Here is a 17590-nt window from a genome sequence, read left to right as displayed (position 1 = left end):
TCATGGATCGGCGACGAATGCTGCACGCGTTCAAAGCGGCTCAAGAAATCGGCAACTACGAGGAAGTCCCGGTGCTGCCGGCGAAAGTGGACCCACAGCTATTCATGTCCCGCAACACCGTCCCCCAGCCGTTCCACCTGATCTGCGAGAAAGACACCGTCGTTGTGCAGTTGGCCGGCACGGCTGAAATGTACTTGAAGGACTCCTCGGTCAACCGATTCGCGATGGACGTCGGAGACCACGTTTACGTGCCCGCCGGCACGCCGCACAGAATTGTGCCGTCAGAGGAGAGCGTTCAGCTTCGTTACAAGGCGCGCTCCGCTGGGCTCGAAGGCATCGCATGGTATTGCCCCGGCTGTGACCGCGAACTGCACCGTTGCGAATGGGACACCGCCGAAACCATCTCGCAGGACGTCTATTTCGATGGCTGTCTGGCATTCAACAACGATGAAGCGCTCCGACGCTGCGGCGGTTGTGGCGCCCAGCATCCGCGCATCGACATGGAGCCCTTCGCAGGCTGGAAACCGCTCGCGGAGCAGTTACGCACCGAACTGCAGACCCAATAACTCGACGGTCGTAAACCATCTAACGAAAGGCCCAGTCATGCCCACTTACCTGACCACTCACCTGGCCCCCGGCCTCTCCGCGGACGAAATCGCCGGCAATGCGCCGGATGTCGCCGGGTCGAAGTACGCCACATTTCAAAATCTGTACGTCGACATGTACAGCGGCTTCCTAGTGACGATCTACCAAGCCGACAGCCGGGAAGACCTCGAACGGGAATTCGAGCGAGTGGGTTTCCCGTTCGACGAGATCCGGGAGATCCAGTTCGCCCTCGACGCAGCAGGCCTGCAGGCAATGGTCGGAGGCATTCCGACTTCATGACACCTGCTCGGCCATCTAACCAGCGCTCAAACGAACCCGCGCTCGACCGCCGAATCACCTTGACGCTGCAGGGTGATTGGGGCCAAGCCAACCTGCACCGCATCTGCGGGTGGCTGGCCCAGGAAGTCGGCGACCGCTGCGAGCGGGGTTCAGAATTTTTCATCCGTTCCGGACGTGGGGGTGCCGACGCGATTGACGCCGTCCTGTCCGGCCAAGTCGACGTGGCGCTCATGACCCCGACGGCCGCGATGGGGATGGTCGTCTCCGGCGCGGGGCCGCTAGCCGTCGAACGCTGCGAGCGGCTGCGAGCGCTGGGCACCTTGCCCCAGCGAGACCGCCTGGTCACCTGTGTGGACGCCGAGCTCGGCGTGTCATCGATGGAAGAGCTGGCCGCGCGCATGCCGCAGTTGCGCATCGCGACCAGTCCCGACGATGGCGTCAACCTGGTGGGTCTGGCAGCGCACCACCAACTGCGTGCGGTCGGTATCGAACCTGCAGCGCTGGACGCCGCCGGCGGTTCGTTCGTGTATGACGAAAGGCCGTTTCCCGCGATCGCCGCATTTCGCGATGGCGATGCCAATGTGCTTATCCACGAAGCGATCATGATGCCCGCCTGGCAGCGCATCACCGATCGCAGATCGGTGGTCTACCTCGACGCGGCCCCATCGGTCATACAGGTCTTCGATGCCTGGCGCTGGCCGACGGCGATCGTCCCAGAGGGCTACCTGCCGGGCCTCCAGCGCGACCTGACCGCACTGGAGTTTTCCGACTTTCTGCTGCTGTGCACGGACGCACTGCCCGACGACATCGCGGCATTGATCGCCTGGTGCATGGTCGCTACCCGCGACGCGCTCGAGGTGCAATATCGCCACATTCCACCGGAACGCAGCCCGCTGAGCTACCCGCTGGAGCCGCAGGCGATGGCCGCCGCGCCGATCGCGCTCCATCCGGCGGCCGCAAAGGCCCACGCGGCCTTCACCGAAGATCAACGCGCGACCCGGGCGCTGATCTGGGACTAGACCCACCCACCCAATACAGTTGGAGAAAGGAACGTTTCGCCTCATGACTGCCGCCGCCGGAGAATGGACCGCCGACTGGTTGACGGTGAGCACCGCCGACGGCCCTATGCGGCTTTACCGCGTGCGGCCCCGTCCCGATGAAGCCGTGGAACCTGTCGCGGCCGTCGTCGTGCTGCAGGAGGCCTTTGGCGTCAACGATCACATCCAGGACGTCACCCGTCGGCTCGCGGCGCAGGGATACCTGGCGGTGGCGCCCGACCTGTTCCACCGTTCGGGAATCGACACCGTGGAATACAGCGACCGCGAGACAGCTATGCGGCTTATCGGCGAGCTAGGAGCCGAACCGATCGCGACCGACGTCGCCGCCGTGCTTACTCATCTCGCAGAGACGGAGGGAATCCCGGCCGACAGGACGGCAGTTGTCGGCTTCTGCTTCGGCGGTCGGGCGGCGTTCACAACGGCTATCGCGCTACCCGTGGCTGCGACGGTCGTGTTCTATGGGCCGGGCATCGCCAGCGGCCCGCATGCCTTGCTGGACAAAGCCGCCAACATCGAGTCACCGGTGCTGATGTTCGCCGGAGATGCCGACCCGACGATTCCGGCAGAGGACCTGTCGGCGATCCAAGCCGCAGCCCAGCGCCACGATCTGGACCTTCGGCTGGTCGTTTTCACCGGGGCGGGGCACGCCTTTCATTGCGACGCGCGACCGGCCCAGTATGTGGCCGACGCGGCCCACAAGGCCTGGGTCAACACCACTGAATTCCTGGCCGAGACCCTCAGAGCGCAGCCGTGAGGAGCTCGGCCCCTGCCGCCATCGATGCTGACGTGCTGATCATCGGCGCCGGTCCCAGCGGCCTGTTCGCCTCGTACTACGCAGGGCTGCGCGGGCTCAGCGTGGTGTTGCTGGATTCGCTGGAACAGCCCGGCGGACAGCTCATGGCGCTCTACCCGGACAAACCCATCTATGACGTCGCCGGCCTTCCCGAGGTGATGGGGTCCGCGTTGGCGGCGTCGCTGACGACGCAGGCCGAGCTTGCGGAGCCCACCTGGCTCCTGGGTGAACAATCGGTGGAACTCGTTGCGGCGCCGCAGGATTGCGGCGGGCCCGGGGCCGCCGCGCGCCAATTCACCGTTGTCACTGACAAGGGACGCCGGATCAGCGTCGGCGGGATCATCATCGCCGCCGGCATCGGCAGCTTCCAAACCCGCCGGCTGAACTGCGCCGACGACTACCTGGACCGCGGTGTGCAGTACGCCCTGCGCAACGTCGCCTCCTATGTCGATGTCGACGTCGTGATCGTCGGCGGCGGTGACAGCGCGGTCGACTGGGCCAACATGCTGTGCCCTGTCGCCAGGTCCGTGACGATGATCCATCGCCGACGCACACTGACCGCACATCCCAGGTCGGTCAACCAACTTCAAGAAAGCGGCGCCAGGGTGATCTTGGACAGCGAGGTCGTTGCCGCCCATGGCGAACACTGGCTCGAAGCCATCACCATTCGCACGGGCGACGGTAGAGAAACGATTAAGACCCAAGCGGTGATTGCGGCATTGGGCCACATCGCCAATCTGGGACCGCTGCTCAAATGGGGCCTCAGGATCGAAAGCCGCCAGATCGTCGTCGATTCCACCATGGCCACGAACATCCCGGGGGTATTCGCGGTTGGCGACGTCACCGCCTACCCGGGCAAGGTCCGCATCATGGCCGTGGGATTCGGCGAAGCTGCGACCGCAGTGAACAACCTTGCCGCTCAGCTTGATCCGGGGCAACCGATCTTTCCTGGCCACTCGACGGAGTTGATGGCTCCCGCCACGGCGAGGAAGGGGTGATCCAATGACATATGTAATCGGTCCCACCTGTATCGAAGAGCTCAACGGCTCGTGCGTTGACGCATGCCCGGTGGACTGCATCTATGAAGGTGAACGGCGCCGGTACATCCAACCAGAGGAGTGCATCGAGTGCGGGGCGTGCCTACCTGTCTGCCCGGTTGATGCGATCACGAGCGGCCCGAACTCGGCGCCGGAGTGGATGGAAGACAATGCGCGATTCTTCGATACGGTCCTTCCCGGCCGCTCCGAGCCGCTAGGTTCGCCGGGCGGTTCGTCTTCGGTCGGCAAGATCGGCGTCGACACCGAACTGACCTCAAACACACCGGCACCAGCTGGCCCCGCCTAAGGAGGAAATTGCATGACAGACATTGATTCTGGGACAAAAGCGTCGGATACCGACGGAAACGAACGGCGACTTGCCGGAGTCCCCTTGATCGGATTCGAAGAGTTGGATCCCGCCGTGAGACAACGACTTCAATCGAAGTTCGATCGCCTCGGCTATCTCGGCGACTTTTTCCAGGTGACCGCCCACCAGCCGGAATCACTGGCCGCGTTCATCGATTACACCGACGCCACCAAGCGCGCCCTGCCCGACAATCTCGCCGAGCTCGTTGCGCTGACGGTCGCCACCGCGACTGGAAACGACTACGAACGCCACCAACACGAGCGGCTGTCGGTAAAGCTTGGCCTCGGCAAGGAGTGGGTCGCCGCCGTGGAGCTGCTCGATCCCGACCACGCCGATCTCGCGCCGGCGCAACGGGATACGCAACGATGGGTACTGGCGGTGCTCAAGGACCATGGGCGTGGCAGCCACGCCGAGTTGGACGCGCTGGTACGAGGACTGGGCCCCAAGGACGCCGTCGCGGTGGCGTTGATGTGCGGTCGCTACGTTGCACACGCAACCATCGCCAACAGCTTCGGCATTCAACCACCGGTTCTCTCGATCTTCACGCCAGGTCAAGGTTGATCGCTGGTCCGCGGAGAAGCACGGCGGCGACCGCCGCGCCGATGGTAACCCGGTGGATGCGCGCCAGCCGCCACAAGCGGCGGGCCTCAAGTGGTTCTGTCTTCCTGTCCAAACCTGACGCCCCGCGGCGTGTGCGACTCCAACCTGTGCCACAGAACCCGGCGGTTATTCCACATCGCTGGCGCTCATCGACTGTTATCGACCTTCGCATACTCAGGCGTTCCCGACCTGCTACGTCCGAATTACGGTCGGCAATGTTAACCATGCGATCCGTCACGGCTTGGAGCTTCACCGCATCAGTAGGTGTTGTAGCTAGTGATTGCTTCCGGTGCTTTTGGCGTCAGTTCCGGGTGACGCTCACGTAGTACGGGATTTCACGTAGTCGCCGGCATCGTTTAGCGAGAGGCGATTCCAATCGGGCTCAACCTGTATGGCCTCATTGAGTAGGGAATGTACCTGTTCCTGTGCGTATCCCCGTGCTGAGCCATGGTATGAATCGAATTCTTCATCATTTTTTACCGGATAACCCGCTCGAGATACAGGGCAACGGCATTACTTTGAACTACGAGCCGATCTCATCGTTTACCGACCGATCGGTTGTACTCACGCCATCTACGGTGCTCCACCGACGTAGCAAGCTTCACGTTGCTTGGCCGGATACTATGGCATCATGAGCCGACTCGAAATACCGGGCTATGCGTTCCCGTTTGATCCATTCGAGCCACTTTGACGTGGTTTCAAAGTTACTGCGCTCGTCCCGAAGTTTCCGCACTAGTTCCTCAAGCGGAAGCTTGAGTTCATCGTCAAAGTCATTGAAGTAGCGCCACTTTCGCGATCGATCGTATAGACCGTGTTGATTCGGCGCATCCATTGGACCAATCATCGCGTTGATTTCGCCCTCGCGGGATGAGCGGTAGACCTGGATTTTACAATCGGCCGATCGGTAGACGACTACCGAGCCTTTTGGGCCGCCCTCATCAACATCGCCGTCAATGGCATCGAGCGTGAATCCCATGCCTGAAAGGAGCGGCCCAATAATTCTTTGAACTTCTTGCACAAATTCGTCTTCCATGATCAGTCCTTCACCCATACGTTTCCGACGCGGCGGTAACCATATTGCTCGGCGTTCTCTGTGAGAAATTCAATCTCCTTGGCGGAAAAAGAGCCTTGGCGTTTCAAAAGAACCTCCTCGAGAGAGGAGTACTCGTCGCCCAAGACGTACTCGATGCGGGGCACACCCTCCTCCATTTGGCTTCGAAGGAAGTGCTCGTTGGATTGCCACGCCACAGCCGTGGCATCCGTATCGCTGAGGCCATGGGTGAGGGCAGCCCAGGGTTCCGGGCCGGTGTCGTAGTAGATCCCTCCATGGCTCCTAGCCTCGCCGATGTAGCCACCATCCTGGCCGTCGTATGTGCCCAGCACTACTCGGTCTGGGTTGTCGCCGACGTAGTGGGTCGACATGTCGGCAAGTTGTCGGCTCAGGCCCGCTGTGGGCCCGCCGTGGACATACGATTGGTTGAGATCCATCGCCGCGCCCTCCGCCCACGAGTGGTAAGTGGGAGGGTGAGCGAAGCCAATAGGAACATGCGACGAAACCGCCGGGCCGGTGTCGAGCACGCCGGCGCCCATGTCGCCGAGTCCGGCAACGGCCGCTCCTTCACCACCGAACAACATCCCTGGCAGAGCGAAGGCGCCGTCCGCGGTTTTGCCCCCGAGGTAGTACGCCGGACTTGGTGAGTCCAGGAAGTTTTTGACTTCACCGACCGCCGCGCCGACCGGATTTGTGGCCGTCTCGACGGTGCCCTTGAGCATCTGCTGCCACGACTCGAGCACGCCGGGCGCTTTTGGTCCTCCTGCACCGAAGAGGTTCTGAATCCCCTGTTCGGTGGCAAACCAACGGTCACGGAACCCGTCGCCGAATCCCGGTGGCGGCGGGCCCACCGTCGGCTCGGGCGGTATGTAGTTAGGCATCCCGTGGTCGATCCATTGCTGAGTGTCGGCCACGATCTGATCCAGACGTGCCTCGATCTGATCCGGCGGCACACCGTCGCGGAGCATGATCGGGCGAAGCAGGGCCTTGGCACTCGCTATGTCCGCCGGAGTTGGCCGAATCGGCGGTGCTCCAGGACCCCCGGTCTGCGGAGCCGGGCCGAGCAGTCCCGGCAGGCCCCCGGGTTGGGGTCGCGGATCGGAACCGGGAGCCGCATCGGTCAACAGCTCTTGCAGCGAGCGTGGCTTGAGCACGGGAGCCCCGGCCGGATTCGGCGCGCCGGCCGGATCGGGAACGCCAGCAGGCGGGCCACCAGCGGGCGCACCGTCCGCCGGGCCGTCGGGCAGCAGCATGTCCTGCCACGTCTTCGGCTTGCCTCCGGGTTGGCGCGCGCCTTGCGGCGGCGGCCCACCGCCCGGCGGCGGTCCGCCGGCGCCCACCGGACCTTCGCCCACGGCAGCGCGGATGGCCGTGGCCAGCTCGTGGTCGGCGGCGTCGGCATGCACCTTCGCCATGATGAGCCGATCCTGCAACAGCTGCTGCTGCGCGGCGAACTCGATGGGGTCGCGCCCAATCCAGCTGTCCCCCACGTCAATTCGCCAATCCGGCGTGATGGTCCAGCCCTTGGCGTCGGCGGCCCGCTCGATGTCGGCCAGCTCGCGTTTGCACGCGCTCACGTCCGCCTCGGCGCGCGACACCGCCGTCGCCACCTGCCTGGACTCCTGTCCGTCGGCCTCGATGTCGCGGCGGGTCTTACCGAGGTCGGCGCGGAACGCCTCCCCGGCTTCCCCATGCCAATCGCTGAGAGTGTTGTGGACCTGCTGCAGGTTGTCCCCCAACTGCTGCAAGGTATTAGCGCGTCCGTTGGCCGTCTCGAACACCATCTGGATCGCGCCCAGATCCCACCGCTTGACGTCGTATGGGGTCAGTGGCCCCACCCGATACTCCTACTCCCGCACCGACCTGAGAGCCCGCGCCGACTCGTCCTCGTTGGTGACATAGCCGAACATCGCCTCGGCGACGTGCGATCCCAACCCGCCCACTTGCAGCTGGTGCTGGTCGTGGCGCAGCTCCCATCGCGCCGCCAGCTCCGCCAACGCCAGCTGCGACGATCCGACCCACCCCGGCGCCGCGCCGGCCAGCCCTTCTTCGTGGCTGACGAACTTGATTGCGGCCTCACCGGCCGCGTTGAACATGTCGGTGCTGCCGGCGTGCAGCGCGCCCGGGTCGACCCTCAACGCATAGGTCACGATGCACCCCCCTTCCGCTCCCTGGCATTCGCAGGCAAATCATAGGTCGCTGAAGCGGTTCGCGCCCTTCACCCTGGAGCGCTGAAAATCCCCGTTCCGAGGCAGGATCCGGATAGGCTTCGCCCCACTGATCACGCCGATTCAGCAGAGGAGCCTGCGGTGTCACTGCTGCTCATCGCCCCCGATTTGCTGGCCTCGGCCACAGCGAATTTGGAGAACATCGGCGCGACGCTGAGTGCGGGTAATGCGACGGCGGCCGTTCCGACGAGCGGGCTCGCGGCCGCCGGCGCCGACGAGGTGTCGGTGGCCATCGCGACGCTTTTTTCCGGGCACGCCCAGGAATTTCAGGCGCTGGCCGCACGCGCCAGTGCGTTTCATCAAGGGTTTGTGCAGGCGCTGAGCTCGGCGGCCGCGTCGTATCAGGGCGCGGAGTCGCTCAACGCCGCGTGGCAAACCCTCGAGGCCGACGTGTTGGGTGTGGTCAACACGCCGACCGAGGTGCTGTTGGGGCGTCCGCTGATCGGCAACGGCGCTGATGGCGGCCCAGGGCAGCCCGGCGGCGCCGGCGGATTGCTGTATGGCAACGGCGGCGCGGGCGGTGCGGGGGTAGTCGACGGGATGGCCGGCGGGCCGGGCGGTCGGGCGGGGTTGATCGGCAACGGGGGGCCCGGCGGCGCCGGCGGCCCCCATGCGGCCGGCGGGGCCGGCGGCCTTGGTGGCTGGTTGTACGGCAACAATGGGGCCGCTGGGGCCGGTTCACCGACCAGCGCGACCGTCCCGCTCTACACGTCCGGGAACTTTCCCGTCGTCAACGTCTCCGTCAACGGCGGTCCGAGTGTGCCCGTGCTGCTGGACACGGGCTCCGCCGGTCTCGTTATTCCGTTCTGGGACATAGGGATACAACACCTCGGCCTGCCCACCGGGTTCGACGTCATCCGCTACGGCAACGGGGTGGGCATCCTCTACGCCCAGTTCAACACGACGGTTGACTTTGGCGGCGGCGCCGTCACGGCGCCGACCAGCGTCGAGGTCGGCATCCTGCCGTTCCCGACGTCGCTCCCGGGCCTGGTACTGATCGCCGCGGGCCAGGCCTTCGGCCCGGGGACGGCCGGCATTTTGGGCATCGGACCGAACATAGGGGCGGTCGCCGTCGGCGGCCATGGCAGCGTCGTGACCACGGCGTTGCCGGGTCAACTCAGCGAGGGTGAGCTGATCAACCAGCCGCAGGGCTACTTGCAGTTCGGTCCCAACCCGCTGCCCCCCGTCGCCTCGGTGAGCGGGGTGCCGATCACCACCCTGGACGTTCAGGTCGGTGGCTACAACCCGGCCGGACCGTACTGGTCGGTGACCTCGGTTTTCGATTCCGGTGGCAACCACGGCACCCTTCCGGACGTCATCCTCGGCACCGGCCAGAGCACCGGCAAGGTGCCGGCGGGAACGATCATCTCGATCGCCACCGACAACAATCAGACGCTGCTGTACTCGTACACGACGACCGCGTCGAACAGTCCGACCGTCACCGGAAACATCGCGATGAATACCGGGTTTACGCCGTTCACGCTCGGCCCGGTGTACATCAGCAACAGCCCGAGCGGTGTCGGGACCATCACCTTCGACTACTGACGCAGGCCGGGCCGCCGGAATCGAGGCACCATGTCTTCCATGACGGCCGTCTACCGCGCGCCGATGCGCTCCCGAAACGATGCCGTGGACCCGCAAGCCACCATCGATCGCGCCCTCCGGCTTGGGGTCTGCGGCTTCGGGCAACACGCGAGCGGGTCGGCCGAACGGGAAAGGCTTGAACGTCGGGTCGCCCGGTTCGCCGAACTCGACGACGGTTCGTTCGCGTGGACCCGCGAGCCCGACGGCTGGTTTTGGTTGGGCCGCATCTGCGGGCCGTACCGCTACGACGCCGACGAAGCCGCCGCCGCGGTGGATTTGGTGCACGTGCGGCCCTGCGAGTGGCTGTCCGAACCGATGCTGGAACAGGATGCGCCCGCCGCCGTCGTTGCCACATTCGGCAGGGGCGGGCGGAACTTTCAGGAAATCCACCACCCATCGATCGGCCAAGAAACCCAACGGATTTGGGATGCGCGGACAAACCGGCCCACATAGGACCAGCGCGCCTCCCCTGCGCGTCAACCCTCGACCGCGAACAGCTCCCACTCGCCCGCCACACCCTTGAGGACGTGCTCGCCGCGAGCGGCGAAGCCAAGGCGCGACCCGGCGACGAGGTCGACGACGATGCGCGAGACGAGCACCTCGCCCGCCGCGGCCGCCGCCGCCACCCGCGCGGCGATGTGGACGGCGATGCCGCTGATGTCGTCGTCGCGCAGCTCGACCTCACCGGTGTGTATGCCCGCCCGGACTTCGAGGCCCAGGCTCCGCAGCACCTCGCGGATCGCCATGGCACAACGGATCGCGCGGGCGGGTCCGTCAAAGCGGGCGAGGAAGCCGTCGCCCGTCGTGTTGACCTCATGGCCGAGGAAGCGCTCGAGCTGGCGACGGACCTGCGCGTCGTGCCTGCCGAGCAGCTCCTTCCATCGCTCGTCGCCGAGCTCGACCGCTCTCTTCGTGGAGTCGACGATGTCGGTGAAGAGTACGGTCGCCAGGACCCGCTCGATCGCGGGCAGGGGCCGAACACCGGTGAGGAACTCCTCGATCTCGTCGAGCATGGTGTCGACGTCGCCCGTGAAGAACAGATGGTCCGCGCCGTCGAGCTCGACGAACTTGCCCCCGGGGATGCGCTCGGCGACGTAGCGGCCCATCTCGACCGTCACCATCCGGTCGTCGCGCCGATGAAGCACGAGCGTCGGCACCTGGATCGCGGGCAGCACGTCGCGGATGTCCAGCTGCGGATAGAGCGCGAAGATGTTGCGGACCATGCCCGGGCTGGCAGCCATGCGCTGTAGCCGCGCCCACCATCGCCGCAGGTCGACATCGCTGCGCCGGCTCGGAGCCCAGCCACCAAGCCCGACGCCCTCACCCCAGCCCCTGGCGCTCAACTCGACCAGCGCCGACAACTGCTCCTCGGTGACGCCGAGCGGGTAGTCAGGCGCTCGGAGCAGGCGGGAGAACGTGCCGTAGAGGATAAGCGCGTTCACGCGGTCGGGATGGCCGGCCGCCATCAGCATCGCCATCGTGCCGCCCTCCGAAATGCCGACGAGGTCGGCACGTTCAGATCCCGCGGCGTCCATCACGGCGCGCAGGTCATCGACGGACTCTTCCAACGTCGGCGCGCCCATCACCGGATCCGAGAGGCCAGTGCCCCGCTTGTCAAAGGTGACGACGCGACGGAACGACGCCAGCCGCGAGTAGAAGTGAACGACGGATGGCTCCTCCCACATGGTGTCGAGGTGGGAGATGAAGCCGGGCGCGACGACCAGGTCGGGGCCCTCACCGGTCACTGAGTACGCGATGTTCAGGCCGCCGCTCTTGGCGTAGTGGATGTCCGGCGCGCCGCACGCGACATTCATGGTCGAACCTTACGCCGCCGGTTCTTCTTAGAGGTGGCCTCGAGCTGTCCGTGACACCAGGACCTGGCGTCCTAGAACGCGTAAAATCCAGGGTCCGTCGGAGGGAGACCCGCCGTGAAGATGTCGCCATTCGACTACCACCGGCCGGACACGGTCGACGAAGCAGTCGCATTGCTGGAAACGTATGGCGGCGACGGCAAGGTGCTTGCCGGCGGGCAAAGCCTCCTTCCGGTTCTCGCCCTCCGGCTGACCCATCCCGGACACCTCGTCGACATCGGCCGGGTACAAGGCCTGCAGTCGATCGAGGTGGACGACGACGGCACTGTCTCGGTCGGCGCGGCGGTGACACACGCGCGGGTCGAGAGGTCCGACGCCGCGGCCGCCGCCGCGCCCCCGGTTGTCGGCGCCATGCCGTACGTCGGTCATCGGGCGATCCGGAGTCGGGGCACGCTGTGCGGGAGCCTGGCCCATGCCGATCCGGCGGCCGAACTGCCCGCGGTTGCCCTGGCGGTCGGCGCGGAGATGACGGTGCGGGGCTCGGCCGGACAGCGGACAGTGGCCGCGGGCGACTTCTTCGAGGGATACCTGTCCTCCGCGCTGGCCGACGACGAGTTGCTCGTCGGAGCGCGCTTTCCCGCGTGGGCGCCACGCGCGGGGTGGTCGGTGCTGGAGGTGAGCAGGCGACACGGGGACTTCGCGTTGGTCGGGCTGGTGACGACGCTCGAGATCGACGAAACCGGTTTGCTGCGGCGACCGGCCTTGTCGTTCTTCGGTGTTGCCAGCACGCCGGTGCGCGTCGCCGAGGCCGAGCAGTTGCTCGACGGCAACGCCCCCGACCGCGCGCTCTTTGCGGAGGCGTCGAACCTCGTGTCGACCGCCTTGGAGCCGACCGCTGACGACCACGCGTCGTCGGAGTACAGGGCGCACGTTGCGGGGGTGCTCACCCGCCGCGGGCTCGCCGAGGCCACCAAGCGGGCCACGGAACGGGCGGGCGTCTGATGCGGGAAATCAGCCTGCGGGTCAACGGGCGCGACGAGCGCGCCGTGGTCGAGGGTCGCACGACCCTGGCCGAATTGCTCCGCGACCACCTCGGGCTCACCGGCACCCACCTGGGTTGCGAGCACGGTGTGTGTGGTGCGTGCACGGTGGCGGTCGACGGTCAGCCCGTCCGTTCCTGCCTGATGCTGGCGATGCAGGCCGAGGGGACGGCCGTCGAGACCGTCGAGTCGCTCGGCGACGAAGATGGCCTGGGAGTCATCCAGCAGGCGATGTGGGAGCGCCACGCGTTCCAGTGCGCGTTCTGCGCGCCGGGATTCCTCATGACGGTGCGGTGCCTGCTGGCGGACAACCCGGCGCCGACGACGGCGCAGATCAAAGAGGAGCTCGCCGGAAACCTGTGTCGCTGCACGGGATACGCATCGATCCTCGAGGGCGTCGCCGAAGCCATAAACAAGCTGACCTCCACCGGAGGAGGTGCGCACGATGCGTGAACAGATGATGGGGCGATTCGTCGGCGCCCGCGTCCGCAGGGTCGAGGACCGCCGACTGCTCAGCGGGCGCGGTCGGTACGTCGACGACGTCGTCGTCCCGAACATGGCGCACGCGGCATTCGTCCGCAGCCCATGGGCCCACGCCTTGATCCGCGGTATCGACACCACCCGCGCCGCCGCCGTTCCCGGCGTGTACGCCATCTTCACCGGTCGTGACATCGCCGCGATCACCAACCCGCTGATGGGGATGTTCGCCCTGCCGGACCTATACGACCCGTGGCACTTTGCTCTGGCCGTCGATCGCGTTCGCCTGGTGGGCGATCCGGTTGCCATCGTGGTGGCGACGTCACGCGCGGTGGCCGAGGACGCGGCGGAGCTGGTCGACGTGGAGTACGAGGAGCTGGAACCGATCGCGACGCTGGCGCACGCCCACGATCCCAGCCGGCCGGCGGTCTGGCCGAAGGCCGACGGCAACGTCATCTGGGCGGCGTCGGAGTCGTTCGGTGACGTCGATGCGGCGTTCGCCGGGGCGGATCGAGTGGTCAGCGAGACGTTCCGCCAGCACCGCCACGCCAACCAGCCGATGGAGACCCGAGGCGCGGTGGCCGAGATCGACGCCGACGGCAACCTCACGCTGCACGCGGCCCACCAGGCCGCGCACGTCCTCAAGTGGGCCATCGCCATGTGCCTGGCACGGCGGCCGGTGTGGATGTCGGTGCGCGACATGTTCCGCCAACGCGAACAGACGACGGCCATATTCGCCGGGATCCGCGAGTTCATCCGCGCCCACCCGACGATGACGAAAGACACCAAGCGGTTGATGCCGATCATGCTGCGTCAGATCGCCAAAGACCCGATGCGGATGATCCACCTCAACCGCTCACTCCTCGGATTGATGGCAACACCGAGGGAACGCCTCCCGCGGGTCGTCACGGGCGACATCGGCGGTGCGTTCGGATGCAAGGGCACCGTGCTGCGCGAGGAGATCGCGCTGTGCGCGGCCACGCTGCGCCTCGGCCGGTCGATCAAGTGGATCGAGGACCGCAACGAGCACCTCGTGCTCGGCGGCCAGGCCCGTGACGACCAGATGGCCGTCGAGGCCGCGGTGATGAACGACGGGACGGTGCGGGGCCTGCGCGCCAAGCTCACGATGGACGCGGGGGCCTATCCGGGATTCCCGTACGCGGCACCGTTGTTCTGCCGCATCATCCAGACGATGTTCCCCGGTCCGTACCGGTTCGGTGCGATGCGGTTCGACATCGAGGTCGTCTCGTCCAACAAACCGACGTACGTCCCCTACCGGGGTCCCTGGGCGGTCGAAACCTGGGTCCGCGAAAGGCTATTCGACGTCATAGCCCGCGAGCTGGGCATGAGCCGCGCCGAGATCCGGATGCGCAACATCGTCGGTCCCGACATGCTCCCGACGACGATGCTCACCGGTCCGACCCTCGATGTGCGCATGTCGGCCAAGACCACCCTCGAGAAAGCTCTCGAGGTCGCCGACTTCGAACATTGGGCCACGCAGCAGGCTTCGGCTCGGGAGCAGGGTCGTCGCCTCGGCCTAGGGATCGCGACCTACATCGAAGCGGCTCCGGGGCCGCCCGGCTACATGGACTCGGTCATGCCCGGCTTCTCGGCGTTCGTCGGCGCCGAGCAGATCTACGCGGTCCTCGAGGGCGATGGCGGCGTCACGGTCCACACCTGCCAGGTGCCCCATGGCCAGGGCCACGAGACGACGCTCGCCCAAGTCGCGGCCGACGAGCTCGGCGTTCCCGTCGACGCTGTCCGAATCAGCTACGGCGACACCGACTTTGCGCCGTTCAGCATGATGGGCACCGGCGGCAGCCGGTCGGCGGCGATGGCGGGCGGTGCCGTCGGGGTCGCCGCGCACACGCTGCGCGAGCACATTGTCGACATCGCCGCGGACCTGTTGGAGGCATCGCCGGCGGACATCGTCATCGAAGACGGCGACATCCACGTCGCGGGCGTCCCCACGATGTCGCGGACGTTCCGCGAGGTCGCCGAGGAGGCGATGCGGCGCGGCTCAAATGGCCCCGGAGTCGGCAACACCGACCGGCTGGGCCGTGGCGAGGCCATCCGGGTGCACCGGGACTGGGACGGCGGCGCCGGCGGATGGGCGCAGTCCACGCACGTCTGCTGGGTCGAGGTCGATCTCGAGACCGGCCAGGTGAGGATTCCGCGCTACGCGGTCGTGGAGGACTGCGGCGAGATGATCAACCCGGCCATCGTCGAAGGCCAGATCCGCGGCGGCGTCGCGCAGGGCGTGGGCGCGGTGTTCTACGAGAAATGCACGTACGGGGAGGACGGGCAGCCCCGGTCGGGGACGTTCATGGACTACCTGATCCCGACCACGATGGAGATCCCCGAGATCGAGATCCATCACATCGAGACGCCGACGGACATCCCCTACAACTATCGCGGCGTCGGCGAAGGGGGCATGATCGGCGCTCCGGCGGCGATCACCAACGCGGTGGAGGATGCCCTCGCCGACCTCGGCGTCCGGATCACCGAACAGCATCTCCCGCCGACCAGGATCCTCGAGCTCGCAGGCGTCATCCCCGAACGCGCCGACCGATAGCCCGTCATCGCGAGATGACCTCGATCAGCTCGTCCAACGCGTCGAGGTTGTGACCGTCGACGAATTCGTCGATGTACGGCAGCGCTGCGGCCATACCGCGGGCCAGGGGGGCGTAGCCGGGCGACGCCTTGAGCGGGTTGACCCACACCACCTTGTGAGCCACCCGCGACAGCCGCGCCATCTGATCGGCGATGACGGCCGGGTCGCCCCGCTCCCAGCCATCGGAGAGGATGACGACGACGGCGCCCCGAGACATGCCCCGCATCCCCCACTCGTTGTTGTAGTCGCGCAAGGTGTCCCCGAGTCGAGTGCCTCCAGACCAGTCGGGCACCGCCGCGCCCGCGCGACGCAGCGCATCATCCGGGTTGCGGGACAACAGTTCCCGCGTCAGCCGTGTCAGGCGTGTTCCGACAGTGAAGGCCTCCACGCGGCGGCGGCCGACCACCGCCGCATGCATGAACCGCAGTAGCGCCCGGGAGTAGGGGTCCATCGAGCCGCTGACATCGCACAACAGGACAAGCCTGCGGGGCTGCAGGGTCGGCGCACACCAGGCTCGGCGGATGGGCTCTCCGCCGGTGCGCAACGCACCGCGCACAGTGCCGCGGATGTCAGGGCGTCGGTGCCTTGAACGTCTCTGCCACTTGGCGGGTCGCCGCCGTCTGCTGCGTCGCATCGCCGCTGTCGCATGAAGATCGGCCATCAACCGCTGCGCATCGGCAAAGTCCGCCGCGGTGTATACCCCAAAGTCCTTGCTGCGCAGCACTTCAACCGGGCTGTAGCGAACGGCCGTGGTGGGTGCCCCGCTCGGGTGCCCGGCGTCGTCGTCGGTCTCCGGCCCGAGGTCGTCGTCGACGCCGACCCTCTCCGCCGCGGCTTTCGCGGTGGAAGGGGCGTCCGGCGGTTGGTGCAGCCAGACCGAACGGAATACGCGATCGAACGTATCGATGTCCTCGGGCCGCTTGACCAGAACCGCACGCCCCGCCCAGTACAGGCTGTCACGGTCGGTCGGGTCGAGCTCGCTGAGCGCCGACACGAAGAGCGCCACCGAGCCGGTGGGAACGGCCATTTCCTCGGCGCGCAGGCGGCGTGCGAAGGTCACCGCGAGCCGGTTCGCGCTGTCAGACATCGTCGTCGGCCACCCGCACCAAGGTGTCCAGCCCTGCCGCCCTTGCCTTTTCGATGTCTTCGCGATACTTCAGCACCCAGCCGAGGGTGTGCTCGATATCGGTGTCGGCCAACTCGGGCTCACCCAGTTCGGCCAATGCTCTTGCCCAGTCGATCGTTTCGGCCACCCCCGGGGGCTTGTACAAGTCGAGTCCCCGCAACGCCTCCACGGCGGCCGCGACCCGCCGTGCCAGCCGATCGCTCGCCTCGGACACGCGCAGCCGCACGATGGCCACTTCTCTGTCGATGCCGGGATGGTCGACCCAGTGATAGAGGCAGCGCCGTTTGAGGGCGTCGTGCAGGTCGCGGGTGCGATTGGAGGTCAGGACCACGAGCGGCGGCACCTCGGCCGCGAACGTTCCGAGTTCCGGTACGGTCACCGCGAAATCGGACAAGATCTCTAAGAGGAACGCCTCGAACTCGTCATCGGCGCGGTCGATTTCGTCGATGAGTAACACCGGCGGGGGGCCATCGCGGTTCTCGAGGGCCTGTAGGAGTGGTCGCCGAACGAGGAATCGCTCGGAGAAGAGTTCGTCTTCAGCGGCCGCCACCGCCTCTGCGCCACCGGTTTCCGCGGCCTTGAGGTGCAGCAATTGCCGGGCATAGTCCCATTCGTAGACCGCCTGCGACACGTCGATGCCCTCGTAGCACTGCAGGCGCAACAGCTTGGCGCCGGAAAGGCGCGCCAAGGTTTTGGCGACCTCGGTTTTGCCCGCCCCGGCCTCACCCTCGAGCAGCAGCGGGCGCCGCAGCCGCACGGCCAGATGAATGGCGGTGGCCAGACCCTCGTCCGCGAGGTAGCCGAAGCGGGCGAGGTCCGCTTGGAGCTGGCGGACCGCGTCGGTCGTCACGGGTGCACCTCCTGACCGGTTCAGTGCGCGCACACAACTGCTGACTCTACGAAGCGACGAGGCCGCCCG

At 66.5% G+C, this 17590-nt stretch carries 18 protein-coding genes; 12 read left to right on the top strand and 6 right to left on the bottom strand.

The window, feature by feature from the left end; all coding sequences use genetic code 11:
- Positions 1-2: 2 nt before the first annotated feature.
- From AC5Y4Z_RS11590 to AC5Y4Z_RS11560, 7 genes are read left to right on the top strand one after another with little or no spacing between them, the layout of a single operon-like run.
- Positions 3-566 carry a cupin domain-containing protein gene (locus AC5Y4Z_RS11590; RefSeq protein WP_499963774.1) on the top strand — a complete coding sequence of 188 codons (564 nt, stop codon included), beginning with the start codon at positions 3-5 and terminating at the stop codon, positions 564-566.
- Between the two features lie 37 nt (positions 567-603).
- The gene (locus AC5Y4Z_RS11585; RefSeq protein WP_499963772.1) at positions 604-885 is read left to right on the top strand and encodes a hypothetical protein; all 282 of its coding nucleotides are present in this window, start codon (positions 604-606) and stop codon (positions 883-885) included.
- A gap of 59 nt (positions 886-944) precedes the next feature.
- A complete protein-coding gene (locus AC5Y4Z_RS11580) occupies positions 945-1904 on the top strand; it encodes a TAXI family TRAP transporter solute-binding subunit (protein ID WP_499963770.1) in 960 nt (319 codons plus the stop codon).
- Positions 1905-1947: 43 nt separating this feature from the next.
- Positions 1948-2697, top strand: a complete 750-nt coding sequence (locus AC5Y4Z_RS11575) for a dienelactone hydrolase family protein (RefSeq protein ID WP_499963768.1) — start codon at positions 1948-1950, stop codon at positions 2695-2697.
- Positions 2698-2729: 32 nt separating this feature from the next.
- A complete protein-coding gene (locus tag AC5Y4Z_RS11570; RefSeq protein WP_499963766.1) occupies positions 2730-3734 on the top strand; it encodes an NAD(P)/FAD-dependent oxidoreductase in 1005 nt (334 codons plus the stop codon).
- 4 nt (positions 3735-3738) lie between these two features.
- Positions 3739-4080, top strand: coding sequence for a ferredoxin family protein (locus AC5Y4Z_RS11565; RefSeq protein ID WP_499963764.1), 342 nt, complete (start codon positions 3739-3741; stop codon positions 4078-4080).
- Between the two features lie 12 nt (positions 4081-4092).
- Positions 4093-4701 carry a carboxymuconolactone decarboxylase family protein gene (locus AC5Y4Z_RS11560; protein WP_499963762.1) on the top strand — a complete coding sequence of 203 codons (609 nt, stop codon included), beginning with the start codon at positions 4093-4095 and terminating at the stop codon, positions 4699-4701.
- Positions 4702-5341: 640 nt separating this feature from the next.
- On the opposite strand, the gene AC5Y4Z_RS11555 is transcribed toward AC5Y4Z_RS11560, so the two are convergent.
- Genes AC5Y4Z_RS11555 through AC5Y4Z_RS11545 form a run of 3 tightly spaced genes read right to left on the bottom strand, consistent with a single transcriptional unit; the run spans position 5342 to position 7941 of the window.
- Positions 5342-5773 (bottom strand): hypothetical protein, encoded by a 432-nt coding sequence (locus AC5Y4Z_RS11555; protein ID WP_499963760.1) that lies wholly within the window; start codon positions 5771-5773, stop codon positions 5342-5344.
- 2 nt (positions 5774-5775) lie between these two features.
- A complete protein-coding gene (locus AC5Y4Z_RS11550; protein WP_499963758.1) occupies positions 5776-7629 on the bottom strand; it encodes a WXG100 family type VII secretion target in 1854 nt (617 codons plus the stop codon).
- Between the two features lie 9 nt (positions 7630-7638).
- On the bottom strand, positions 7639-7941 hold the full coding sequence (locus tag AC5Y4Z_RS11545) for an RNA 2'-phosphotransferase (protein ID WP_499963756.1): 303 nt from the start codon (positions 7939-7941) through the stop codon (positions 7639-7641).
- Positions 7942-8100: 159 nt separating this feature from the next.
- On the opposite strand from AC5Y4Z_RS11545, the gene AC5Y4Z_RS11540 reads away from it, so the two are divergent.
- Both AC5Y4Z_RS11540 and AC5Y4Z_RS11535 read left to right on the top strand, forming a co-directional pair.
- Positions 8101-9564: a PecA family PE domain-processing aspartic protease gene (locus AC5Y4Z_RS11540; RefSeq protein WP_499963754.1), complete on the top strand. Its 1464-nt coding sequence runs from the start codon at positions 8101-8103 to the stop codon at positions 9562-9564.
- Positions 9565-9603: 39 nt separating this feature from the next.
- Positions 9604-10056 (top strand): GAF domain-containing protein, encoded by a 453-nt coding sequence (locus AC5Y4Z_RS11535; protein ID WP_499963752.1) that lies wholly within the window; start codon positions 9604-9606, stop codon positions 10054-10056.
- A gap of 23 nt (positions 10057-10079) precedes the next feature.
- Here AC5Y4Z_RS11535 and AC5Y4Z_RS11530 read toward each other — a convergent pair whose 3' ends face one another.
- Positions 10080-11417: an adenylate/guanylate cyclase domain-containing protein gene (locus tag AC5Y4Z_RS11530; protein WP_499963750.1), complete on the bottom strand. Its 1338-nt coding sequence runs from the start codon at positions 11415-11417 to the stop codon at positions 10080-10082.
- Between the two features lie 120 nt (positions 11418-11537).
- On the opposite strand from AC5Y4Z_RS11530, the gene AC5Y4Z_RS11525 reads away from it, so the two are divergent.
- The 3 genes from AC5Y4Z_RS11525 to AC5Y4Z_RS11515 are packed head-to-tail and all read left to right on the top strand — an operon-like array spanning position 11538 to position 15506.
- Complete coding sequence (locus tag AC5Y4Z_RS11525) at positions 11538-12416, top strand: FAD binding domain-containing protein (RefSeq protein WP_499964768.1); 879 nt, start codon at positions 11538-11540, stop codon at positions 12414-12416.
- Entirely contained in the window at positions 12416-12907 is a 492-nt protein-coding gene (locus AC5Y4Z_RS11520) for a (2Fe-2S)-binding protein (protein ID WP_499963748.1), read from the top strand. Before AC5Y4Z_RS11525 ends, AC5Y4Z_RS11520 begins: the two co-directional genes overlap by 1 nt.
- The gene (locus AC5Y4Z_RS11515) at positions 12900-15506 is read left to right on the top strand and encodes a xanthine dehydrogenase family protein molybdopterin-binding subunit (protein WP_499963746.1); all 2607 of its coding nucleotides are present in this window, start codon (positions 12900-12902) and stop codon (positions 15504-15506) included. The genes AC5Y4Z_RS11520 and AC5Y4Z_RS11515 overlap by 8 nt, the downstream gene beginning before the upstream one ends.
- A gap of 4 nt (positions 15507-15510) precedes the next feature.
- On the opposite strand, the gene AC5Y4Z_RS11510 is transcribed toward AC5Y4Z_RS11515, so the two are convergent.
- Complete coding sequence (locus AC5Y4Z_RS11510) at positions 15511-16632, bottom strand: vWA domain-containing protein (protein WP_499963744.1); 1122 nt, start codon at positions 16630-16632, stop codon at positions 15511-15513.
- Entirely contained in the window at positions 16625-17521 is an 897-nt protein-coding gene (locus AC5Y4Z_RS11505; RefSeq protein ID WP_499963742.1) for an AAA family ATPase, read from the bottom strand. The genes AC5Y4Z_RS11510 and AC5Y4Z_RS11505 overlap by 8 nt, the downstream gene beginning before the upstream one ends.
- Positions 17522-17590: the final 69 nt, after the last annotated feature.

The organism is Mycobacterium sp. NGS63, assembly GCF_059812295.1.
Note: the sequence above shows the minus strand (reverse complement) of the source record. Positions and strands in the feature narration are given on the sequence as shown.